The following is a 21119-nucleotide window of genomic DNA, read 5'->3' as shown; positions in this document are numbered from 1 at the left end:
CGAGGATCGGACGCATGGGGACCAGCAGCGGGCGCCGGGTCGGCCGGCCGCGGGCCACGCAGCGACCGGAGAGCGGACTGCAGCCGAGGGCCGAACTGCTCCTCGCCGCAGCGGAGTTGTTCACCACCCGCGGATACGCGGCCACCACCACCCGCGCCGTGGCCGAGCGTGCGGGGATGCGGCAGGCTTCCATGTACCACTACGTCTCGGGCAAGGAGGAGCTGCTGGCCGAGCTCCTGGAGTCCACCGTGGCGCCCTCCCTGGCGTGCGCCCGCGAACTGCTGGCGGACGACGCGCGTCCGGCCGGGGACCGGCTGTGGGAGCTGTGCCGCACCGACGTGGAACTGCTGTGCGCGGGCCCGTACAACCTCGGCGGGCTCTACCTGCTGCCCGAGGTCCGCGCCGAGCGGTTCGCCGGCTTCCATGCCGTACGGGCCGAACTCAAGGACGCCTACCGTCAGTTGATCGCCGCCACGGGCGCCGGTGCGGTGCTCGCCAAGAGTGAGCTGGAACTGCGGACCGATCTGGTCTTCGGGCTGATCGAGGGAGTCATCCTGGTGCACCGCTCCGAACCGGACCGCAGCGCCTCGGAGTTCGCCCGCGCCACCGCGGACGCGGCGCTGCGTATCACCGGCATCTGAGCGGACACCTGTCACCGCTCGAGCGGCTCTTCACTCGTTACGGTGAGTTATCTTCGTACGCCTGTGCCTGGTCACGCTCGGTGTGCGAATGTTTCCCGTGTGTGCAAATAGCGCTGAGCGTACTCCTTCCTCCGGGGCGATTTCAGGCGCTCGCCGAATATGACACAGCGATGATCCGGTCGGACTAGGCTCGCCCGCGGCGCACCGGGTTGAGATGAATTCGTGCGCTTGTTCCCCAATATCACGAAGATCCAGACTGCTCCATGAATCTTCCCCGGCAAGACTCCCCCGACACCCCGCAGACAAGACTCCCCCGACACCCCGCAGATTCGTCACAGAAGGCATCCATGGTGAGTGTTCAACCGCCTCCCGGTGGCCGCGAACTGTCCTACGCCCGCGTCCTGTTGCTGCCCGTCATAGTGATGGCCGCGGCGACCGGTGCCGCCGTCGCCGTGGTCGCGGCGCCGGCCCGGACCGCGGTCGGCCTGTGCGGCGCCGTCGCCACACTGCTGGTGATCGCGGCGGCGGCCGAAGCGGTGCGCCGCGGTCGCAAACTCCGTGAGGTGCGGGCGGAACACGCCCGTCACACCGCGTATCTGGAACGGCGACTGGCCGCCCACGAAGCCGATCTCCTCCACTTCCGCACGGAGATCGTGCCGACCGCGCTGTACCGGCTGCGCGCCGGAGAGCCCCCGAGAGAGGTGGTGCACAAGGTCCTCGACGCGGACCCGGACCTGCGACACCTCCCCGACGCCCTGCGCGACCTGCTCAAGACCCTGCTGAAGGTCGTGGACGAGGAGGAGACGGCGCGCGACGCCGCGCAGCAGGCGTTCGTGAACATCGCCCGCCGCGTCCAGGCCATCGTCCACCAGCAGGCCAACGAACTGCGCGAGATGGAGGAGGACCACGGCCGCAACCCCGAGGTCTTCGACGACCTCCTGCGCATCGACCACGGCACCGCGCTGATCGGACGTCTCGCCGACTCCATCTCCGTCCTCGGCGGCGGCCGTCCCGGCCGTCAGTGGCCCAACCCCGTGGCCCTCTACAGCGTGCTGCGCGGCGCCATGTCCCGGATCCTCGAGTACCGCCGGATCGACCTGACCTCCATCGCCCACGTCAACATCAAGGGCACCTGTGTGGAACCGGTCATCCACGCCGCGGCCGAACTCCTCGACAACGCCACCCGCTACTCACCGCCGCAGACCAAGGTGCACGTCACCGCCACCGAGGTGCAGACCGGCGTCGCCATCGAGATCGAGGACGCCGGGGTCAGCCTCAACGAGGAGTCCCGCGCCCGTATCGAGAACATGCTGGAGGCGGCCAAGGCGGGCGTCGACCTGCAGACCCTCGGCACCACCCCACGTCTGGGCCTGGCCGTCGTCGGCCGGCTCTGCTCGACGTACAACATGCAGGTCTCGCTGCGGTCCTCCGCGTACGGCGGCGTCCGCGCCGTCCTCATCGTGCCCCGCAGCATGATGACCACCGAGCCCGCCCCCGGCCTCGCCCACGGCATCGGCGCCACCGCCGTGCCCAAGGCAGAGCTCGGCGCGCTGGAGGGCCCCAAGCGCGCCCCCAAGAAGCGGCGCCCCACCAGTCCGCGCATCCCCGCCGGGATCTCCATGGAGGACGACGTCCCCGAGGTCACCGAGTGGACCGCCGGCGGCCTGCCGCAGCGCCGCAGCAGGATGAAGATCCCGCTCAGTCGGCGCCTCGCCGAACAGGCCGCCATCGAGCAGGCCGAACGCGAGGGCAGGCCCACCATCTGGTCGCAAGCCAAGCCCGAACCCGAGCCGGAGAAGAAGAAGGACGACCGCGAACCCGGCCTGTGGGTGGAGGCCTTCTGGGAGGGCCTCAAGAAGGACAACCCCGGCCATCCGACGGACTTCACGCGGAACCCGACCGCGTACCTGCACCTGATCAACGATTCGGCCGACCGCACCGAGGCCGGCGACGAGGGGGAACTCAAGTGATCCAGCAGCGAGCGAACTTCGACTGGATGCTCAAGGAGCTCGCCGACGGCGTACCGGGCATCGAGATGATCGTGGTGCTCTCCGCCGACGGACTGCGCATCGCCCGCCACGGCGGCGACCCCGACGCCGCCGACCGCGTCGCGGCGGCCTGCGCCGGCGTGCAGAGTCTGGCGGGCGCCGTCGCCCAGGAGCTGCCCGGCAGCGACGGTGACATGAAACTGGTCGTCATCGAGATCGACGGCGGTTACTTCTATCTGATGGCCGCCGGCGCCAACGCCTATCTGGCGGTCCTCGCCGACGTGGTCTGCGAGCCCGGCCGTATGAGCGGCATGATGCGCGACCTCGTCGTCCGTATCGGCGCCCACCTCACCAGTCCGCCCCGGCGGAACGGGCAGACCGTATGACTCCTCCGCAACGCAAACGGCGAGCCCCGGGACAGGAACCGCTGCCGCAACCACCCGAGGCGGGCGAGGAGACGGGCACGACCAAGAAGAACCCCGAGCGGTTGTACGTCATCACCGGCGCCGCCGACGGGGGACGCGCCGAGATGGATTTGGTGACGTTGATCGTGGCGCGCGCCGACCCGCCACCGTCCGTCCCGCCGGAACAGGCGGCACTCCTCCGGCTCTGCACCTCCCCCCTCTCCGTGGCCGAACTCTCCGCCTACCTCAACCTGCCGTTCAGCGCGATGACCGTACTGATCACCGAGATGATCACGGCGGAACTGGTGCAGGCACGCGCCCCGATCGTCCGCCAGGCACTACCCGACCGTTCACTCCTCGAAGCAGTGATGCATGGACTTCAAAAGCTCTGACACCATTCCGGGCCCCCGCGCCGAGGACCATCTGCCGCACACGGCCCAGGCCGCCGTGAAGATCGTGATCGTGGGCGGCTTCGGAGTCGGCAAGACCACCATGGTCGGCTCCGTCAGCGAGATCAGACCGCTGACCACCGAAGAGACGATGACCCAGGCCGGTATCGGCATCGACGACAACTACGGCTCCGAGTCCAAGACGGCCACCACCGTGGCCATGGACTTCGGCCGCATCAGCATCACCGACAAGCTGGTGCTCTACCTCTTCGGCACCCCCGGCCAGGAACGCTTCTGGTTCCTGTGGAACGGCCTCTTCGAGGGCGCCCTCGGCGCGGTCGTCCTCGTCGACACCCGCCGTCTCGAGGTCAGCTTCGACGTCATAGGGCGGCTCGAGGACCGCGGTGTGCCCTTCGTCGTCGCCGTCAACTCCTTCCCCGACGCGCCCCGTTACCCCATGGACGAACTGCGCACCGCGCTGGACCTCCCCCCGGAGATCCCCATCGTGGAGTGCGACGCCCGCCGTCGGGCCTCCAGCCGGGACACGCTCATGACCCTCATGCGCTTCCTGCACTCGCTCGCCATGACCGGCGCCCTCACCTGACCCCACCCCACCACCCCGGATCCATCCCTCGGAGCGACCACTGTGACGCCTGAACCCCACTCCCCGGCCGGCACGGACGATCCCACGCTCGGCCCGCCCCCCGGCTGCCCCGCGCACGGGCTCGGGCCCGGGGGACTGCACCGCCTGTACGGCTCGGGCGCGGACGACCTGGGCGAGCTGTACGAGAAGCTGCGCGCGGAACACGGCCCCGTCGCGCCGGTGCTGCTGCACGACGACGTGCCGATCTGGGTGGTCCTCGGACACACCGAGAACCTGCACATGGTGCGCAGCCCCTCGCAGTTCACCCGGGACAGCCGCATCTGGACCCCGCTGCTCGAAGGCATGGTCAAACCCGACCACCCGCTGATGCCGCACATCGCCTGGCAGCCCATCTGCTCGCACGCGGAGGGCGACGAGCACCAGCGGCTGCGGGCGGCCGTCACGGGCGCCATGTCGACCATCGACCACCGCGGCATCCGGCGCCACATCGGCCGCTACACCCAGGTGCTGGTCAACGAGTTCTGCGGCGAGGGCCACGCCGACCTCGTCGGCCAGTTCGCCGAACACCTGCCGATGGCGGTGATGTGCGAGATCCTCGGCATGCCCGAGGAGTACAACGACCGCATGGTGCAGTCCGCACGCGACGCGCTCAAGGGCACCGAGACCGCCATCGCCAGCCACGGCTACGTCATGGACGCGCTCAGCCGGCTCACCAGCCGCCGCCGGGCCCGGCCGGACGAGGACTTCACCAGCCATCTCATCGCCCACCCCGCGAGGCTGACCGACGACGAGGTCAGGGAGCACCTGCGCCTGGTGCTCTTCGCGGCCTACGAGGCCACCACCAACCTCCTCGCCAACGCGCTGCGCATGGTCCTCACCGAGCCGGGCTTCCGCGCCCAGCTCAACGGCGGCCAGATGACGGTGCCCGAGGCGGTCGAGCAGTCCCTGTGGGACGAACCGCCGTTCAGCGCCGTCCTCGGCTACTTCGCCAAGCAGGACACGGAGCTCGGCGGCCAACGCATCCGCGCGGGCGACGGGCTGCTGTTCGCTCCCGCGCCGGGCAACATCGACCCACGGGTGCGCCCCGACCTGTCCGCCAACATGCAGGGCAACCGCTCCCACCTCGCCTTCGGCGGCGGCCCGCACGAGTGCCCCGGACAGGACATCGGCCGTGCCATCGCCGACGTCGGCGTGGACGCGCTGCTCACCCGGTTGCCGGACGTCCAGCTCGACTGCGCCGAGGAGGAGCTGCGCTGGCGGTCGTCGATCGCCTCACGGCACCTGGTGGAACTGCCGGTGCGCTTCGAACCCAAGCCGCAGCAGGACGTGACGCTCAAACCGAGCCCCGCGCCGATCCCGCCGCAGCGCGCCACCTGGGAGATCGGCACCACCCGCGCGGAGCCCACGCCGCACCCCGTGCCCGCTCCGGAAGGCGCGCCGGCCACACCACAGCCCGCGCCGCCCGCCGTCGAACCCGCCCGGCGGATCGGCGTGTGGCAGCGCGTCAAGCGCTGGTGGCGCGGCCACTGACCGGGCACTCAGCGGGCGTCGTTCCGGCCCACCCGGCGGCCCACTCCACAGGCGACGACCAGGCCTGCAGCATCCGACCGCTGACGAAGCGGTGCTCCACCCCCGTGACCGGATCGGTGAACTCCAGCCGCCGGGCGAGCAGTTGCAGCGGACGCCGGAAATCACCGGCCGGCACGGGGGCGGTAACCTCCGGATACAGCGGGTCCCCGAGAAGGGGCAGACCAAGGGCGCTCATGTGCACCCGCAGCTGATGGGTCTGCCCGGTGGCCGGGAGGAGCCGGTACCGGCCCAGCCCGTCCCGCTCGCGGTGCTCGACCAGTTCCACCCGGGTCACCGCGTTGGGCTCGCCCGGCACCTCGCGCGCCGCCGGTACCCCCCGCTCCTTGAGGATCCGGCTGTGCACGGTGCGGGGCAGGTCCAGGCCGGGGACGTACGGGGCCACGGCCTCGTACTCCTTGTGCACCAGCCGGTCGCGGAACAGCGACTGGTAGGCGCCGCGGTCCTCGGGCCGCACCGTGAACAGCACCAGTCCGGCCGTCAGCCGGTCCAGGCGGTGCGCCGCCGTCAGAGTCGGCAGGCCGAGCTCGCACCGCAACCGGGCCAGTGCGGTCTCGGCGACATGGCTGCCGCGGGGTGTCGTGGCGAGGAAGTGCGGCTTGTCCACGACGACGATCCGCTCGTCGCGGTGCAGTACCTCCAGCGGGAAAGGCACCGGCACCTCCTCGGGCAGTTCCCGGTGGAACCAGACGAACATCCCCGGTGCGTACGGTGCGTCCGCGGCCACCGACTGCCCGTCGGCCCCGACGACCAGTCCCGCGTCCAGCATGCCCCGTACCACCCCAGGGCCCGCCCCGCTGAGCCGCTCCACCATGTGCTCGCCCACCGTGGTCCACGCCCCGTCGAGGGGCAGCCGGACCCGCACCGGGTCGACCCCCTGGCGCTGCGGCAGGGGAGCGGGCGGGATCGGGGTCTTGCGTCTCATCAGGGCACCAGCGTAGGCGCTGGGGGAGCCGTGCCTGCCCGGCACCGGCCCCCGCCGGCACGGCTATGCGGGCACCGCCTCCGCCGTCTCCGGGTCCACCAGGGCCGTACGCGCGCGGTAGGCGCGGTAGGCCGCCCCGGCCACGAGCGTCGCGGCGAGGAACAGGACCGTGAACCACTGGAAGTACCAGTGCCCACCCGCGGGGTCGTACACCGCCGCCCGCGGCCAGGCCAGGTTGACCGTCATGAACAGGCCGTACAGCAAGGCGAGCGCGTTCACCGGGACGCCCCAGCGGCCCAGGGAGAACAGGGGTTCGCCGGCCTCGTCGGTGCCGTCGGCGATGAACCGGCCGCGCAGGCGGCGCAGCAGCAGCGGGCCGGTGACCATGGCGTAGGCGAGGTAGAGCATCACGATGCAGGTGGTGCCGATGGCCAGGAACGCATCCGGGGAGGTGAAGTTCAGCAGCAGCAGGACCGCCGCGAGCAGGCCGACGACCAGGGCCGGCGCGCTGGGCTGGCCGGTACGCGGGTTGACCCTGGCGAGCCGGTGCGAGAAGGGCAGGCGCCCGTCGCGTGCCATGGAGAACAGCATCCGGCAGGCCGCCGTCTGGATCGCCAGCGTGGCCACCGCGATCGCCACCACCACATCGGCCAGCAGCACCCGGCCGACCCCGTCGCCCAGGCTGCTCGTCAGGACGTAGCTCAGTCCGTCGACCGCGAGGTGCCCGTCGGTGAGGCTGGGCGCGGCGAGCAGCCCGCCGAGCACCACCAGTCCGCCGAGCAGTCCGGCGGCGCCGAGGGCGGTGAGGATGGTGCGCGGAGCGGTGCGGCGCGGGCGGTGCGTCTCCTCGCTCATCTCGCCCGCGCTGTCGAAACCGATCATCACGTAGGCGGCCGTGAACGAGCCCACCAGCAGGGCGCCGAACAGGCCGTTCTGTGTGGCGGCCCCGGTGTGGAAGGTGATCCCGGGGGACCGCTTCGCGTGGGTCAGCAGCAGGACGACGATCAGCGCGGCGCCGATGATCTCGGCGGTCACACCGATGCGGTTGATCGCGGACATCACGCGGTTGTCCACGATGTTGACCAGCGTCGTCAGCACCAGCAGGACCACGCCGAGCACCGCGGCGTTCGCGGCGCCGTCGGCGGAGACCGGCGAGGGATCGTGGCCGATCAGCTGGAAGCCGGACCAGAGCGCCGGCAGCACCATCTGCAGTGCCAGTGCCGCCGCCGCGACCACCACGATCTGCCCGATCACCATGATCCAGCCGGCGAACCAGCCGAAGGCGGGGGTCGACAGCCGTGAGGACCACTGGTAGATCGCGCCGGAGATCGGGTAGCGGGCGGCCAGCTCCGCGAAGCACGCGGCGACCGCGAGCTGGCCGAGCAGCACGGCCGGCCAGGCCCAGAAGAAGACCGGCCCACCGAAGGAGTATCCGAAGGCGAAGAACTGGAAGACGGTCGTCAGGACGGAGATGAAGGAGAACCCGGCGGCGAACGAGGCGTACCGGCCGAGGCTGCGGTGCAGTTCCTGGCGGTAGCCGAACTCCTGGAGGGAACGGTCGTGGAGGGAGCGGTCGTCGGTTGTCGTCACGGCGGCACCTGCCTTGGGCGCACGAGGGAGGAATCGAGTTCCTGTCGGGCGACAGAAATTAGGCAGGGGCTGTTTCCACCGCGTCACGCCGGCGTGTCCGGTGCGGGCCCAAGTCCTCACGCCGCCACGTGGCTCCCCGGACATGGCAGCGGCGGCGCCCTCCTGGGCGCCGCCGCTGCCGTGCCGTCGCGGGCGTCAGGCCGCCGCGCCGCCCTCCTGCTCCGCCTCGACCCGCGCGTTCCACTCCCGCTTGGAGGCCTGCCAGCCGTCCTCGTTGTGGCCGAGCCGCCAGTAACCGGAGATCGACAGGTCCTCGCGCGGTATGGCGAGCTCGACGCGCAGCAGCCGGCGCAGCTCCTTCACGAAGCCTGCCTCGCCGTGCACGAAGGCGTGCACGCGCCCCTCGGGGAACTCCAGCGCCCGTACCGCCTCGACCAGTGCCTCGCCGACCGGCCGGTCACCGCGGTGCAGCCAGACGACCGGCACCTCGGAGTCGATCTTCTGCTCCTCCTCGGGGCCGGTGACCTCGACGAAGGCGTGCGCCCTCGTGCCCTCGGGCAGCGCCTCCAGGGAGCGGGCGATCGCGGGCAGGGCGCTCTCGTCGCCGGCGAGCAGATGCCAGTCGGCGCTCACGTCCGGTGCATACGCCCCGCCGGGGCCCATGAAGTGCACGGTCTCACCCGGCTGGACGCGCGCCGCCCACGGCCCGGCCAGCCCCTCGGCGCCGTGAATCACGAAGTCCAGGGTCAGTTCGCGGTTCTCGGGGTTCCAGGCGCGCACCGTGTACGTCCGGGTCACCGGCCACTGCTCGCGCGGGAACTCCGCACGGATCCGCTCCACGTCGAAGGGCTCGGGATAGGTCGCGCCCTCGGCCGGGAAGAGGAGCTTCACATAGTGGTCGGTGCAGGTGTCCGCGGCGAAGTCCGCCAGCCCGGCGCCGCCGAGCACCACCCGCTGCATGTGCGGGGTCAGCCGCTCCGTGCGCACGACCTGGGCGGCATAGGGTTTCCGCGGCTTGCGTCCCGGACGTTCTGCCATGACGGCCTCCCGGCTCTGCTCCATTGGTTAGGATCACCTAAGTTATCACTCGGGGGGATGGAACACCCCTTCGCTCAAGAGCTGGACGAGAGCGTCGTCAGCAGCCGCTGCAGGGAGCCGCCCAGTCCCCAGCGCGCCGAAAGCCCCTCCAGTCCTGCCGGGTCGCGCGGGGCGCGCGGCAGCGTCGTGTCGACGTCCGGCAGCGGGAGGTCGGCGGCCACTCGGACGACCTTCGGGGCGACCGCCACGTACGGGCGGGCCTCCTCCAGCCGCTTGCGCTGCGACGGCGTGAGCCTGGCCCCCGGGTCGTCGACCGCCGCCATGATCCCGCCGAGGTCACCGAACTCGGCGAGCAGCTTGGCCGCCGTCTTCTCGCCGATGCCGGGCACTCCCGGCAGGCCGTCGCTCGGGTCGCCGCGCAGCAGCGCGAGATCCGCGTACCCCCTGCCGTCGACCCCATACTTCTCGCGCAACCAGGCCTCGTCGGTCAGCTGCAGCGTGCCCACGCCCTTGAGGGGGTACAGCACCCGCACCCCGCGGGCGTCGTCCACCAGCTGGTAGAGGTCGCGGTCGCCGGTGACGATGTCGACCGGGCCCGCGGCGCGCGCGGTGAACGTGCCGATCACGTCGTCCGCCTCGTAGCCCTCGACGCCGACCCGCGCGATGCCGATCGCGTCCAGGGCCGCTTCGATGACGGGCACCTGAGGGGAGAGCGTGTCCGGGACCTCCTCCTCGTCCGGTCCCGCCTCGCGTACCTCGGCCACCCGGTGCGCCTTGTAGGTGGGGATGAGGTCGACCCGCCACCCGGGGCGCCAGTCCGCGTCCATGCAGGCCACGAGGCGGTCCGGCCGGTGGTCCCGCACCAGTCGGTCGATGAAGTCCAGCAGCCCGCGCACGGCGTTCACCGGCGTGCCGTCCGGCGCCTTCACCGAGTCCGGCACGCCGAAGTAGGCGCGGAAGTACAGGGAGGCGGTGTCGAGGAGCATCAGTCGTCCGGTCACGTCTCGCATCATGCCGTACCGGGTGTTTCCGCGAGCCGGGGGCGGACCGGTGCACCCGGGGGCGGACGGCGTACGGGCGCACACACGCCTACCAAAAGGATCCGGCCAATCACACAGCGCTACGGCCATACCCACACCTTGTCGCCCGGCCGGTCGGTGGCTCACCAACTGTGTCCAGAGGTAGGGGAGTTCATTGTTTCCGCGCACCGTCCTGATCGAAGGTCAGCGCCCACCGCCCGACACCGCGCACGGCCGGAGAGGCGGCCGGGCCGTCGCCGGTCGGCCCGGTCGCCGTGTTCACCCCTGGGGACGAGTCCCCCGCACGGCGGGCCCGAGGGCTCCTGGACTGGCGCGATCTGTGGGGGTCGCGCCGATGCGACATGACATCGATGTGACGGCCGCGTGAAACGGTTTGCCGAACATGCGTAGGGTGCAGAGAAGTCATCAGAAGTGGCGTGCCCGATGCGGGGCACCCGGTCGGGAAAACAACGACGAGCGAAGGAGGGAGCCGAGCGATGGGCGACCACAAAGAACAGCAGCCCCTCCGGGTGGGCGCGGCCGTCCGGCGGCGCCGCCGCGCGCTGCAGCTCACCCTCGCCGTCGTGGCCGAGCGCAGCGGCCTGTCGGTCCCCTTCCTGAGCCAGATCGAGAACGACCGGGCCCGCCCGAGCACAGGCTCGCTGGAGAAGGTCGCCGACGCACTGCGCACCACCGCCGTCGAGCTCCTCGCCGCCGCCGACCCGGCATGCAGCGTGGACGTCGTCCGTGCCGAGATCACGGACAACGACTTCGATCCCCGGGTGCGCTCCCTGGTGCGCGGGCACCACCAACTGCACGCCTCCGAGATCACCGGCGACCATGACGCGGGCCGCGAATTCCAGCACCGAAACGACGAGTTGATGTACGTCGCCGACGGCGCGGTGGAGATCGAGGCCGAGGGCCGCGCCTACCGTCTCGGTCGCGGTGACACCCTCTACCTCACCGGTGGCGTCCGCCACCGCTGGCGGGCCACCGTCCCGGACACCCGGGTGATCGTCGTCGCGGTGGCGGAACACATCGAGGCGGTCAAGGACCGGTCGCGCTAGGCGCCCCACGGCATGATCCACAAGACACCCCCTCGGGTCCCCGACGTGCGGGTCGTGTCCCTCGTGCCGTCCCTGACCGAGGCGGTCGCCGTGTCCCTGCCCGGCGTGCTCGTCGGCGCCACGGACTGGTGCAGCCGTCCGGCGGACCTCGACGTCACCCGTGTCGGCGGCACCAAGAACCCCCGGCTCGACCGCATCGCCTGCCTCGCTCCCGACCTGGTGCTCGCCAACGAGGAGGAGAACCGCGCGCCCGACCTCGACGCCCTGCGCGCGGCGGGATCGACGGTCCTGGTCACGGAGGTGCGGGACGTGCCGCAGGCCTTCCGTGAGCTGTGGCGGGTGCTGACGGCGTGCGGGGTGAAGGCCCGACCCCGATGGCTGGACGAGGCGGAAGAGGCCTGGGCGGCGCCGCCCGTGCCGGACCGCCGTATGAGGGCGGTGGTGCCCATCTGGCGGCGGCCGTGGATGGTGCTGGGCCGCGACACCTTCGCGGGTGACGTGCTGGCCCGGCTGGGCGTCGACCACCTCTACGCCGACCACGTCGACCGCTACCTGCGGGTGCCCCTCGACGAGCTGCGGGCCGCCCGTCCCGACCTGGTCGTCCTGCCGGACGAGCCGTACCGCTTCACGGCGGACGACGGCCCCGAGGCCTTCCCGGGGCTGAGCTGCGCACTGGTCAGCGGACGGCACCTGACCTGGTACGGGCCCTCGCTGGCCGAGGCGCCGCGGATACTGGCCGGGGCCCTGCGGGCGCCCGGGGCCACGCGGTGACCGGCGCATAAGCTGGGTTTATGAGCGAGGCGAGGGATGCGGCCGGCAAGCGGCGGGGGGCCGGTTCGCTGGCGTACCGGGTGCCCGATCTCGGGGCCCTGGAACTGCTGCTGGCGGTCGCACGGCTGGGCAGCCTCGGGGCGGCGGCCCGGGAGGTCGGCATCACCCAGCCCGCGGCCAGCAGCCGGATCCGGTCCATGGAGCGGCAGCTGGGCGTGGCCCTCGTGGACCGGTCGCCACGCGGCTCCCGGCTCACCGACACGGGCGCGCTGGTCACCGACTGGGCACGGCGGGTCGTGGAGGCGGCGGAGGCCTTCGACGCGGGTGCCCAGGCGCTCAGGGACCGCCGGGACTCCCGGCTGCGGGTCGCGGCGAGCATGACCATCGCGGAGTACCTGCTGCCGGGCTGGCTGATCGCGCTGCGCGCCCGGCGGCCGGACACGGCGGTGTCGCTGCGCGCCGGCAACTCGGCCGCGGTGGCCGAGCGGCTGCTCGCGGACGAGGCCGACGTCGGCTTCGTGGAGGGGCTGTCGGTGCCGCCCGGCCTGGACTCCGTGGTGATCGCCCACGACCGGCTGATCGTGGTGACGGCGCCGGCGCACCCGTGGGCCCGCCGCCGACGCCCGCTCGCGGCGGGAGAACTGGCGTCGACCCCGCTGATCCTCAGGGAGAAGGGTTCCGGCACCCGCCAGGTGCTGGACGCGGCCCTGGGTGGCCTGGCCCGCCCCCTGATCGAGCTGTCCTCGACCACCGCGGTCAAGGCGTCGGCGGTCAGCGGAGCCGGCCCCGCGGTGCTGAGCGAACTCGCGGTCGGCGAGGAACTCTCCCTGCGCCGCCTGGTGAGCATCCCGGTCGACGGCGTCGCGCTCCGGCGGGACCTGCGCGCGGTCTGGCCGACGGGCCACCGCCCGGCGGGCCCCGCCCGCGACCTGCTCTCCCTGACCCGCTCCCGACCCGACCACCCGGCCTGAGCACCCGCACCGCCGGAGGCGGACGAGCGGAAATCCGCTGGCGCACTCGTCCCCGCGCTCGCCACCATGGCGCATGGCCTCCACCGCCCCGCCCGCCACCGGTGTCCGCACCTCCTGGGAGAAGCTCCCCATCACTGTCACGGACGCCGTCGCCGGCCTGCTCGGCGCCCCTGTCGTCCACGCCGTGACCCAGCCGGGCGGCTTCTCGCCCGGCGTGGCGGCGCGGGTCCGTACCGCCGCCGGCCGGCGCGCCTTCGTGAAGGCGGTCAGCGCGGACACCAACCCGCACAGCCCGTCCCTGCACCGCGCCGAGGCCCGCAACGCCGCCGCCCTCCCGGAGACCGTCCCCGCGCCCCGGCTGCTCGGCACCTACGACGACGGCACCTGGGTCGCCCTGGTCTTCGAGGACGTCGCCGGGCGCCAGCCCCACGTCCCGTGGCGGCCGGCCGAACTCCGGCTGGTCCTCGGCGCCGTCGGCGAGCTGAGCCGCGGCCTCACCCCCTCGCCCGTCGCCGCTCCGCCCGTGGCCGAGGCCCTGGCCGGAACGTTCGACGGCTGGCGGCAACTGCTCGACGGGGCGGAGGGCGACCTCACCGGACGCCTCGACCCCTGGGCCGTCGCCCATCTGCCCGAGCTCGCGGGACTCGCCGGCGCCTGGCGCCGGGCAGCCGACGGCGACACCCTCGCCCACGCCGACCTGCGCGCCGACAACATCCTCCTCACCGGTGAGGAGGACGGCCGTGGCGTCGTCTTCGTCGACTGGCCCCACGCCGTGCGCGCCGCGCCGTGGTTCGACCTGCTGGTGATGCTGCCGTGCGTACGGGCGCAGGGCGGGCCCGAGCCGGAGGAACTGTTCACCGGGCATCCGGTGGGCCGGGACGCCGACCCGGCCGCGGTCACCGCCACCCTGGCGGCCCTCACCGGCTACTTCCTGCGCCACTCGCTGCAGCCCCCGCCCCCGGGCATCCCCGAACTCCGTGCCTTCCAGCGCGCGCAGGGAGAGGCGGCCCTGACCTGGCTCAGGGAGCGGCTCGCCGCCGGCCCAGGAGCGCTACGGGGCTGACGGGCCGGGGCCGGACGCCGCCCGGACCAGTGCCCGCACGACCCGGAGGTCCTCACCCATCTCCGGGTGCCACTGGACGCCCAGTACCCAGTCGGCGGACGGCAGTTCGAGGGCCTCCACCGTGCCGTCGGGGGCGTGGGCCGAGGGGACGAGGCCCTCGCCGAGGCGGTCCACGGCCTGGTGGTGGTAGGTCGGTACGGTCGTCTCCTCCGGTACGGCCTCGGCGTACCGGGTGCCGGGGACCGGCTTGACCGGGTGGCCGCCGAACACGCCGACCGCCTCCGCGTGTCCGTCGAGGTGCTGCACGAGCGTGCCGCCGAGGGCCACGTTCAGCAGCTGCATGCCCCGGCAGATGCCGAGCAGCGGGACGCGCGCGTCCAGTGCCGCGTCGATCAGGGCGAGTTCCCAGGCGTCCCGTTCGGGCGCGGGCGGGCCCGTGCGGGGGGAGCGTTCGGCGCCGTAGCGGGCCGGGTCGACGTCCGGGCCGCCCGCGATCACCACGCCGTCCAGGCGGGCCACCGTGGCCGCCGCGTGCGCGGGATCGTCGGGGGGCAGCATGGCGGTCAGCCCCCCGGCCCGCTGGACCAGGCGGGGATAGGCGGCCGCCAGCAGGGCCGCCTCGAGCTCCCAGACACCCCAGCGCGCCCCGGCCTCCAGGTACGTGCTGATGCCGATCAGCGGTCGTCCGGTCACACGGACCTCCCAGCGCTCATATGGTTCACCCTCACACCTTTGCAGCGGCCGCTCATGCGAGGAAGCCCCGCAGCAGCGCCGCCGTACCCGCGCAGTGCTCCCGCATCATCTCCCGTGCCCCGTCCGCGTCCCCCTCCAGCACCGCCTCCACCAGCGCGGTGTGCTGCCGCTGCGAGTGCTCCAGGTTGCGGACCAGCAGCGGGATGCAGTCCAGCAGGTCGTTCACGGTCGCCCGGACGGCCGCATACTGCGCGGCGAGCGTCGGTGAACCGCACAGCTCGGCCAGCGTGAGGTGGAGCAGCGTGTCCAGACGGCGGTACTCGGCGAGCGGCGCGTCGTGCGTGCGGGCCAGTGCCTCGCGCAGCCGGGTCGCCGGACCGCCGGTCAGCCCGTGGGCCGCGCACAGGCCCGCCGCGCCCACCTCCAGCACCTCACGGAAGCGGAGCACGTCCTCGACGTCGACCTCGGCGATCCGGCGCCGCAGCTCGTCCTCGCCGCCCGCCTCCGTGCGCGGCAGCACGAACGTCCCGCCGTACCGCCCGCGCCGGGACTCCACCAGCCCCTGCTCCTGGAGCACCTTCAGCACCTCGCGCAGCGTCACCCGGCTGATCCCCAGCCGCTCCGCCAGCTCCCGCTCGGCGGGCAGCCGACCCCCGCCCGGCACCAGACCCAGCCGGACCACCTGCAGGATCTGCTGCAGCGCCTCCTCGAAGCCGTTGCCCGCCCGCACCGGCCGCAGCACCGGCGTGAGACGGTCACCGAGGCCGCCGTCGGCATCCACTGGCATCTGGCCGCGCCCCCTTCCCAAGCAATGGTTCTCGGCAATACCTTATGGCTTCCGGCCCGGCCGAAAAAGCGGCGAGGAAGCGCGAGAATGCGCGAAGGAGCACGAAGAAGCCGAAGGAGGCTCTCCCGTGGCAGACCGCACACCCCCGCTGAGCGTCGAGGAGCTGCACACCCTCGTCGCCGGCGGTGAGATCGACACTGTCGTTCTGGCCTTCCCCGACATGCAAGGGCGGCTCCAGGGCAAGCGGTTCGCCGCACGCTTCTTCCTCGACGAGGTCCTCCACCACGGCACCGAGGGCTGCAACTACCTCCTCGCCGTCGACACCGAGATGAACACCGTCGACGGCTACGCGATGTCCTCCTGGGACCGCGGCTACGGCGACTTCGCCATGCACCCCGACCTCACCACCCTGCGCCGCGTCCCCTGGAACGAGGGCACGGCCATGGTGATCGCCGACCTCGCCTGGAACGACGGCTCCCCGGTCGTCGCCGCTCCCCGCCAGATCCTGCGCCGCCAGCTGGAGCGGCTCGCCGAACTCGGCTACACCGCCCAGGTCGGCACGGAGCTGGAGTTCATCGTCTTCAAGGACACCTACGAGCAGGCCTGGGACACCGGCTACCGAGGCCTCACCCCGGCCAACCAGTACAACATCGACTACTCCGTCCTCGGCACCGGCCGCATCGAGCCCCTGCTGCGCCGCATCCGCAACGAGATGGCCGGCGCCGGGCTGACCGTCGAGTCCGCCAAGGGCGAGTGCAACCCCGGCCAGCACGAGATCGCCTTCCGCTACGACGAGGCCCTCGTCACCTGCGACCAGCACGCGATCTACAAGACCGGCGCCAAGGAGATCGCCGCCCAGGAGGGCATGTCCCTCACCTTCATGGCCAAGTACAACGAGCGCGAGGGCAACTCCTGCCACATCCACCTCTCGCTCGCCGACGCCGACGGCACCAACGCCATGGCCGCGGACGGCGCGGACGGCGAGCACGGCATGTCCGAGGTGATGCGGCACTTCCTCGCCGGCCAGCTCACCGCACTCCGTGACTTCTCCCTCCTGTACGCCCCGAACATCAACTCCTACAAGCGGTTCCAGCCGGGCTCCTTCGCCCCGACCGCCGTCGCCTGGGGCCACGACAACCGCACCTGCGCCCTGCGGGTCGTCGGCCACGGCCGCTCCCTGCGCTTCGAGAACCGCCTGCCCGGCGGCGACGTCAACCCGCACCTCGCCGTCGCCGGACTGGTGGCGGCCGGGCTGTACGGCATCGAACAGAAGCTGGAGCTGCCCGAGCCCTGCCCGGGCAACGCCTACACCGCCCACTACGCGCACGTGCCCACCACACTGCGCGAAGCCGCCGAGCTCTGGGAAACCAGCGCGATCGCCGAGGCCGCCTTCGGTGGCGAGGTCGTCGCGCACTACCGCAACATGGCGCGCGTCGAACTCGACGCCTTCGACGCCGCGGTCACCGACTGGGAGCTGCGCCGCTCCTTCGAACGCATGTGAGGCACCACGTGTCGCAACCGTACGAACTCGACGTCCTCAACCCCGCGACGGAAGAGGTGATCGCGACCGTTCCCGGCGCCGTCGAACCGGACGTCGACGCCGCCGTCCACCGGGCCGCCCGGGCACAGCGCGCATGGGCCGCCGCCGCGCCCGCCGACCGGGCCCGGCTGCTGCGCCGCTTCGCCGTCGTCGTCGACGAACACCTCGAGGAACTCGCGCTCCTGGAGGTCCGCGAAGCCGGACACACCATCGGCAACGCCCGCTGGGAGGCGGGCAACGTGCGCGACCTCCTCGACTACGCGGCCGGCGGCGTGGAGCGGCTGGCGGGCCGGCAGATCCCGGTTCCCGGCGGCCTGGACGTCACGATCCTCGAACCGCTCGGTGTCGTCGGCGTCATCGCGCCGTGGAACTTCCCCATGCCGATCGCCGCGTGGGGCACGGCCCCGGCCCTCGCCGCGGGCAACGCCGTCGTCCTCAAACCCGCCGAGACCACCCCGCTCACCGCGCTGCGGCTCGCCGAACTCGCCCTGGAGGCCGGACTCCCGGAGCACCTCTTCCAGGTACTGCCGGGGCGCGGCGACATCGCGGGCGACTCGCTCGTACGGCACCCCGGCGTCGCCAAGATCGTCTTCACCGGGTCCACCCGGGTCGGCAAGCGCGTCATGGCGCTGTGCGCCGAACAGGTCAAGCGCGTCACCCTGGAACTCGGCGGCAAGAGCCCCAACATCGTCTTCGCCGACGCCGACCTGGAGGCGGCGGCCGCCGCGGCCCCCATGTCCTTCCTCGACAACGCCGGGCAGGACTGCTGCGCCCGGACCCGCATCCTCGTCCAGCGCGACGTCCACGACCGGTTCCTCGGCCTCCTCGCCCCCGCGATCGAGTCCGTCGTCGTCGGCGACCCGGCCGACGAGAGCACACAGATGGGTCCGCTGATCTCCAAGGCCCAGCTGGAGAGGGTGCGTTCGTACGTGCCACCGGAGACCGAAGGCATCCGCGGCAAGGTCCCGGAGGGCGCCGGCTTCTGGTTCCCGCCCACCGTCCTCACCGGCGTGGACCCGCACGCGCGCGTGGCGGCGGAGGAGGTCTTCGGGCCCGTCGCCGTCGTCCTGCCCTTCGAGGACGAGGCGGAGGCCGTGGCGCTCGCCAACGCCACCGACTACGGCCTCTCCGGTTCCGTCTGGACCCGCGACGTCGGCCGCGCCCTGCGCGTGTCCCAGGCCGTCCGGGCCGGCAACCTGTCCGTCAACTCCCACTCCAGCGTCCGCTACTGGACCCCCTTCGGCGGCTTCAAGCAGTCCGGCATCGGCCGCGAACTCGGCCCCGAGGCCCTGACCGCCTTCACCGAAACCAAGAACGTCTTCATCAGCACGGAGGCATGAGTCGCACATGACCGAGGAAACCACCATCTGCCGCCGTCTGGTCGGCCGTACCGCAGTCGTCACCGGAGCCGGCAGCGGCATCGGCCTCGCCACCGCCCGCCGGCTCGCCTCCGAGGGGGCGCACGTCGTCTGCGGCGACGTCGACGAAGCCCGCGGCAAGGCCGCCGCCGAGGAGGTCGGCGGGCTCTACGTGAAGGTCGACGTCACCGACCCCGAGCAGGTCGAGGCGCTCTTCAAGGCCGCCTTCGACACCTACGGCAGCGTGGACGTCGCCTTCAACAACGCCGGCATCTCCCCGCCCGACGACGACTCCATCCTGGAGACCGGCCTGGAGGCCTGGAAGCGCGTCCAGGAGGTCAACCTCACCTCCGTCTACCTGTGCTGCAAGGCCGCGATCCCCTACATGCGCCGCCAGGGCAAGGGCTCCATCATCAACACCGCGTCCTTCGTGGCGAGGATGGGCGCCGCCACCTCCCAGATCTCGTACACGGCGTCCAAGGGCGGCGTGCTCGCCATGTCCCGCGAACTGGGCGTGCAGTTCGCGCGGGAGGGCATCCGCGTCAACGCGCTCTGCCCGGGCCCGGTCAACACCCCTCTCCTGCAGGAGCTGTTCGCCAAGGACCCCGAGCGGGCCGCGCGCCGCCTGGTGCACATCCCGGTCGGCCGGTTCGCCGAGGCGGAGGAGATCGCCGCCGCCGTCGCCTTCCTGGCCAGCGACGACTCCTCCTTCGTCAACGCCACCGACTTCCTGGTGGACGGCGGGATCTCCGGCGCGTACGTCACGCCCCTGTAGGGCCGGGCGTCCGGGGGAGGTGCGTCACAGGAAGGTGTGTCCCTCACCCCGGTACGTCGGCACCGTCGCCGTCACCGCGTCCCCCTCGACCAGGTGCAGCACGTCGAACCGCTCGCACAGCTCACCGGCCTTGGCGTGCCGGAACCACACCCTGTCGCCGATCAGCAGATCGTCGGCGGGCGAGCCGAGCAGCGGCGTCTGCACCTCGCCGGGCCCCTCCTGGGGGTCGTACCGCAGCCCCTCGGGCAGGTACGGCACCGGCAGCCGGTCGGGGCCGGGGGCGCCGGAGGCGGGATAGCCGCCGCCGAGCACCGTGACGACCCCCACGCCCGGCCGCCGTACGACGGGCATGGCGAACAGGGCCGCCGGGCGGCCGGTGAACGACGTGTAGTTGTCGAACAGCCGCGGCACGTACAGTCCCGAACCGGCCCCGATCTCGGTGACGGCCGCCTCGGCTGCGGTGTGCTGCACACTGCCCGTGCCGCCGCCGTTGACGAACTCCAGGTCCGGCGCCACCGCCCGGACGGCCCGCACCACCGCGGCCCGCCGCTCGGCCAGTTCCCGCCGGGCGGTGGCCTGCATCAGCCGGACCGCGCGGGAGCGGAAGGGACGGCCGGCGACCGAGTCACCGACCCCGGCGATATGCCCCTCGTACGCCATGATCCCCACCAGCCGGAAGCCCGGTCGCCGGACCACGGCCCGCGCCAGGTCGGCCACCTGGGCGGGGGAGTGCAGCGGCGAGCGGCGCGCACCCACCCGCACCCGCCCGCCGAGCAGCCTCAGCGAGGTGTCCAACTCCAGGCAGACCCGCACCACTTCGCGGCCACCGGCCCGGGCGGCGTCGATCAGGTCCAGCTGGGCCAGGTCGTCGACCATCACGGTGACGGCGGCGGCGAGCTTGGGGTCCCCGGCGAGTTCGGCGTACCCGGCCCGGTCGACGGACGGATAGGCGAGCAGGACGTCGTCGAACCCGGAGCGGGCGAGCCACAGCGACTCGGCCAGCGTGAACGACATGATGCCGGCGAACCCGTCCTTCGCCAGCACCCGCTCCAGCAGGGCCCGGCAGCGCACGGACTTGCTGGCGAGGCGGATCGGTTTTCCGCCCGCTCGCCGCACGAGATCGTCGGCGTTGGCGTCGAAGGCGTCCAGGTCCACGATCGCGAGAGGGGCTTCGAGATGGGCGGTGGCCTTGTCGTAACGGGCCCGGTCGGAGGCGCGCGCAGTCATGCACGAAGCCTGCCAGACAGGATTACCGCAGGGTAGAGGGACGTTCCGGGCAGATGCCCCCGGGCTCGTGGACTGGTTCCCGTTCGACCAGGACCAAGCCGTAGAGTGACGCGCACACGCACGGTGGAAACCGTCCCGGCCGCTGTCCCTGCGCCCGGATGCCGGTCCGCGCGTGCGGGTATGCATGACGGCACGAGGAAGCGGGGGGTGCATGAGCACGGAAGCGCGGCACGCCCCGATCCCCCCACGCCCCTCCGACGACTCCACCCCGGCGGGCGACGCCGCCCCGGAAGCGGAGCCGAAACCGAAGGCCACACGGGACCCCCGTACCGCCGCGGCAACCGGCCGCACGGAGCGCGGCGAAGCCCCCTCGGTCCCGCGCGCGACGACCCGCGATCTCCGGTTCGACCCACGCACCGCGGGCGGTGGCGCCGCTTCGGGTGCGCGACCGACAAGTGGGAGCGCGCCCTCGGGCTCCCGTCCGGCGGGCGGTGGCGCGAGCTCGGGTGCTCGGCCGGTGGGCGGTGGCGCCGCTTCGGGTGCGCGACCGACAAGTGGGAGCGCGCCCTCGGGCTCCCGTCCGGTGGGCGGTGGCGCGAGCTCGGGTGCTCGGCCGGTGGGCGGTGGCGCCCCTTCGGGTGCGCGACCGACAAGTGGGAGCGCGCCCTCGGGCTCCCGTCCG

Annotated in this window: 20 protein-coding genes; 13 read left to right on the top strand and 7 right to left on the bottom strand. The window is 72.5% G+C overall.

The genetic code is table 11. The features are described 5' to 3' along the window. Positions 1 to 14 precede the first annotated feature (14 nt). The 6 genes from ACFY0F_RS18445 to ACFY0F_RS18420 all read left to right on the top strand — a co-directional run bounded on the left by ACFY0F_RS18445 (position 15) and on the right by ACFY0F_RS18420 (position 5556). Positions 15 to 641, top strand: coding sequence for a TetR/AcrR family transcriptional regulator (locus ACFY0F_RS18445; protein ID WP_388794738.1), 627 nt, complete (start codon positions 15 to 17; stop codon positions 639 to 641). A 347-nt stretch (positions 642 to 988) separates the two neighbouring features. Further along, positions 989 to 2611 carry a sensor histidine kinase gene (locus ACFY0F_RS18440; protein ID WP_388794736.1) on the top strand — a complete coding sequence of 541 codons (1623 nt, stop codon included), beginning with the start codon at positions 989 to 991 and terminating at the stop codon, positions 2609 to 2611. Continuing rightward, positions 2608 to 3015, top strand: coding sequence for a roadblock/LC7 domain-containing protein (locus ACFY0F_RS18435; RefSeq protein WP_388794733.1), 408 nt, complete (start codon positions 2608 to 2610; stop codon positions 3013 to 3015). The genes ACFY0F_RS18440 and ACFY0F_RS18435 overlap by 4 nt, the downstream gene beginning before the upstream one ends. Then, positions 3012 to 3425 carry a DUF742 domain-containing protein gene (locus ACFY0F_RS18430; RefSeq protein ID WP_388794730.1) on the top strand — a complete coding sequence of 138 codons (414 nt, stop codon included), beginning with the start codon at positions 3012 to 3014 and terminating at the stop codon, positions 3423 to 3425. The genes ACFY0F_RS18435 and ACFY0F_RS18430 overlap by 4 nt, the downstream gene beginning before the upstream one ends. Further along, positions 3406 to 4026, top strand: a complete 621-nt coding sequence (locus ACFY0F_RS18425) for an ATP/GTP-binding protein (protein WP_388794727.1) — start codon at positions 3406 to 3408, stop codon at positions 4024 to 4026. Before ACFY0F_RS18430 ends, ACFY0F_RS18425 begins: the two co-directional genes overlap by 20 nt. Before the next feature lie 42 nt (positions 4027 to 4068). Then, a complete protein-coding gene (locus tag ACFY0F_RS18420; protein ID WP_388794724.1) occupies positions 4069 to 5556 on the top strand; it encodes a cytochrome P450 in 1488 nt (495 codons plus the stop codon). Here the strand turns inward: ACFY0F_RS18420 and ACFY0F_RS18415 are convergent. The 4 genes from ACFY0F_RS18415 to ACFY0F_RS18400 all read right to left on the bottom strand — a co-directional run bounded on the left by ACFY0F_RS18415 (position 5531) and on the right by ACFY0F_RS18400 (position 10179). Then, positions 5531 to 6538, bottom strand: coding sequence for a pseudouridine synthase (locus ACFY0F_RS18415; protein WP_388794721.1), 1008 nt, complete (start codon positions 6536 to 6538; stop codon positions 5531 to 5533). The two genes, ACFY0F_RS18420 and ACFY0F_RS18415, sit on opposite strands and share 26 nt — an antisense overlap. 63 nt (positions 6539 to 6601) lie before the next feature. Further along, positions 6602 to 8128, bottom strand: coding sequence for an amino acid permease (locus tag ACFY0F_RS18410; protein ID WP_388794718.1), 1527 nt, complete (start codon positions 8126 to 8128; stop codon positions 6602 to 6604). A 195-nt stretch (positions 8129 to 8323) separates the two neighbouring features. Continuing rightward, positions 8324 to 9166: a siderophore-interacting protein gene (locus tag ACFY0F_RS18405; RefSeq protein ID WP_388794715.1), complete on the bottom strand. Its 843-nt coding sequence runs from the start codon at positions 9164 to 9166 to the stop codon at positions 8324 to 8326. A 74-nt stretch (positions 9167 to 9240) separates the two neighbouring features. Beyond that, entirely contained in the window at positions 9241 to 10179 is a 939-nt protein-coding gene (locus ACFY0F_RS18400) for a 5'-3' exonuclease H3TH domain-containing protein (protein WP_388794712.1), read from the bottom strand. Positions 10180 to 10682: 503 nt separating this feature from the next. On the opposite strand from ACFY0F_RS18400, the gene ACFY0F_RS18395 reads away from it, so the two are divergent. The 4 genes from ACFY0F_RS18395 (at position 10683) to ACFY0F_RS18380 (ending at position 14057) form a co-directional block, all read left to right on the top strand. Continuing rightward, positions 10683 to 11252 (top strand): helix-turn-helix domain-containing protein, encoded by a 570-nt coding sequence (locus ACFY0F_RS18395; protein ID WP_388794709.1) that lies wholly within the window; start codon positions 10683 to 10685, stop codon positions 11250 to 11252. 45 nt (positions 11253 to 11297) lie between these two features. After that, positions 11298 to 12023: a helical backbone metal receptor gene (locus tag ACFY0F_RS18390; RefSeq protein WP_388795260.1), complete on the top strand. Its 726-nt coding sequence runs from the start codon at positions 11298 to 11300 to the stop codon at positions 12021 to 12023. 20 nt (positions 12024 to 12043) lie between these two features. After that, a complete protein-coding gene (locus ACFY0F_RS18385) occupies positions 12044 to 12994 on the top strand; it encodes a LysR family transcriptional regulator (protein WP_388794706.1) in 951 nt (316 codons plus the stop codon). A 73-nt stretch (positions 12995 to 13067) separates the two neighbouring features. Further along, positions 13068 to 14057 (top strand): aminoglycoside phosphotransferase family protein, encoded by a 990-nt coding sequence (locus ACFY0F_RS18380; protein WP_388794704.1) that lies wholly within the window; start codon positions 13068 to 13070, stop codon positions 14055 to 14057. On the opposite strand, the gene ACFY0F_RS18375 is transcribed toward ACFY0F_RS18380, so the two are convergent. Together ACFY0F_RS18375 and ACFY0F_RS18370 are read right to left on the bottom strand one after the other, a co-directional pair. Continuing rightward, on the bottom strand, positions 14046 to 14750 hold the full coding sequence (locus ACFY0F_RS18375; protein ID WP_388794701.1) for a gamma-glutamyl-gamma-aminobutyrate hydrolase family protein: 705 nt from the start codon (positions 14748 to 14750) through the stop codon (positions 14046 to 14048). The genes ACFY0F_RS18380 and ACFY0F_RS18375 overlap by 12 nt on opposite strands. 52 nt (positions 14751 to 14802) lie before the next feature. Then, positions 14803 to 15537 carry a FadR/GntR family transcriptional regulator gene (locus ACFY0F_RS18370; RefSeq protein ID WP_388794698.1) on the bottom strand — a complete coding sequence of 245 codons (735 nt, stop codon included), beginning with the start codon at positions 15535 to 15537 and terminating at the stop codon, positions 14803 to 14805. A 127-nt stretch (positions 15538 to 15664) separates the two neighbouring features. Here ACFY0F_RS18370 and ACFY0F_RS18365 point away from each other — a divergent pair, with 127 nt between their 5' ends. From ACFY0F_RS18365 to ACFY0F_RS18355, 3 genes are read left to right on the top strand one after another with little or no spacing between them, the layout of a single operon-like run. Continuing rightward, positions 15665 to 17038 carry a glutamine synthetase family protein gene (locus ACFY0F_RS18365; RefSeq protein WP_388794695.1) on the top strand — a complete coding sequence of 458 codons (1374 nt, stop codon included), beginning with the start codon at positions 15665 to 15667 and terminating at the stop codon, positions 17036 to 17038. Between the two features lie 8 nt (positions 17039 to 17046). Beyond that, positions 17047 to 18417: an aldehyde dehydrogenase family protein gene (locus tag ACFY0F_RS18360; RefSeq protein WP_388794692.1), complete on the top strand. Its 1371-nt coding sequence runs from the start codon at positions 17047 to 17049 to the stop codon at positions 18415 to 18417. A 7-nt stretch (positions 18418 to 18424) separates the two neighbouring features. Beyond that, on the top strand, positions 18425 to 19210 hold the full coding sequence (locus ACFY0F_RS18355; protein WP_388794689.1) for a 3-oxoacyl-ACP reductase: 786 nt from the start codon (positions 18425 to 18427) through the stop codon (positions 19208 to 19210). 24 nt (positions 19211 to 19234) lie between these two features. On the opposite strand, the gene ACFY0F_RS18350 is transcribed toward ACFY0F_RS18355, so the two are convergent. Next, entirely contained in the window at positions 19235 to 20437 is a 1203-nt protein-coding gene (locus ACFY0F_RS18350) for an amino acid deaminase/aldolase (protein ID WP_388794685.1), read from the bottom strand. Positions 20438 to 21119 lie beyond the last annotated feature (682 nt).

Origin of the sequence: Streptomyces sp. NPDC001544 (assembly GCF_042894285.1) — a bacterium.
Taxonomy (GTDB): Bacteria; Actinomycetota; Actinomycetes; order Streptomycetales; family Streptomycetaceae; genus Streptomyces.
This window is presented reverse-complemented; position numbering and strand designations above follow the sequence as displayed.

What these genes read in the sequence shown, in the direction of transcription:
- ACFY0F_RS18445 (WP_388794738.1), top strand. Translation starts at nt 15, where the DNA reads ATGGGGACCAGCAGCGGGCGCCGGGTCGGCCGGCCGCGGGCCACGCAG.
- ACFY0F_RS18400 (WP_388794712.1), bottom strand. Translation starts at nt 10,179, where the DNA reads ATGATGCGAGACGTGACCGGACGACTGATGCTCCTCGACACCGCCTCC.
- ACFY0F_RS18355 (WP_388794689.1), top strand. Translation starts at nt 18,425, where the DNA reads ATGACCGAGGAAACCACCATCTGCCGCCGTCTGGTCGGCCGTACCGCA.
- ACFY0F_RS18385 (WP_388794706.1), top strand. Translation starts at nt 12,044, where the DNA reads ATGAGCGAGGCGAGGGATGCGGCCGGCAAGCGGCGGGGGGCCGGTTCG.
- ACFY0F_RS18425 (WP_388794727.1), top strand. Translation starts at nt 3,406, where the DNA reads ATGGACTTCAAAAGCTCTGACACCATTCCGGGCCCCCGCGCCGAGGAC.
- ACFY0F_RS18380 (WP_388794704.1), top strand. Translation starts at nt 13,068, where the DNA reads ATGGCCTCCACCGCCCCGCCCGCCACCGGTGTCCGCACCTCCTGGGAG.
- ACFY0F_RS18370 (WP_388794698.1), bottom strand. Translation starts at nt 15,537, where the DNA reads ATGCCAGTGGATGCCGACGGCGGCCTCGGTGACCGTCTCACGCCGGTG.
- ACFY0F_RS18440 (WP_388794736.1), top strand. Translation starts at nt 989, where the DNA reads ATGGTGAGTGTTCAACCGCCTCCCGGTGGCCGCGAACTGTCCTACGCC.
- ACFY0F_RS18430 (WP_388794730.1), top strand. Translation starts at nt 3,012, where the DNA reads ATGACTCCTCCGCAACGCAAACGGCGAGCCCCGGGACAGGAACCGCTG.
- ACFY0F_RS18395 (WP_388794709.1), top strand. Translation starts at nt 10,683, where the DNA reads ATGGGCGACCACAAAGAACAGCAGCCCCTCCGGGTGGGCGCGGCCGTC.
- ACFY0F_RS18415 (WP_388794721.1), bottom strand. Translation starts at nt 6,538, where the DNA reads ATGAGACGCAAGACCCCGATCCCGCCCGCTCCCCTGCCGCAGCGCCAG.
- ACFY0F_RS18405 (WP_388794715.1), bottom strand. Translation starts at nt 9,166, where the DNA reads ATGGCAGAACGTCCGGGACGCAAGCCGCGGAAACCCTATGCCGCCCAG.
- ACFY0F_RS18350 (WP_388794685.1), bottom strand. Translation starts at nt 20,437, where the DNA reads ATGACTGCGCGCGCCTCCGACCGGGCCCGTTACGACAAGGCCACCGCC.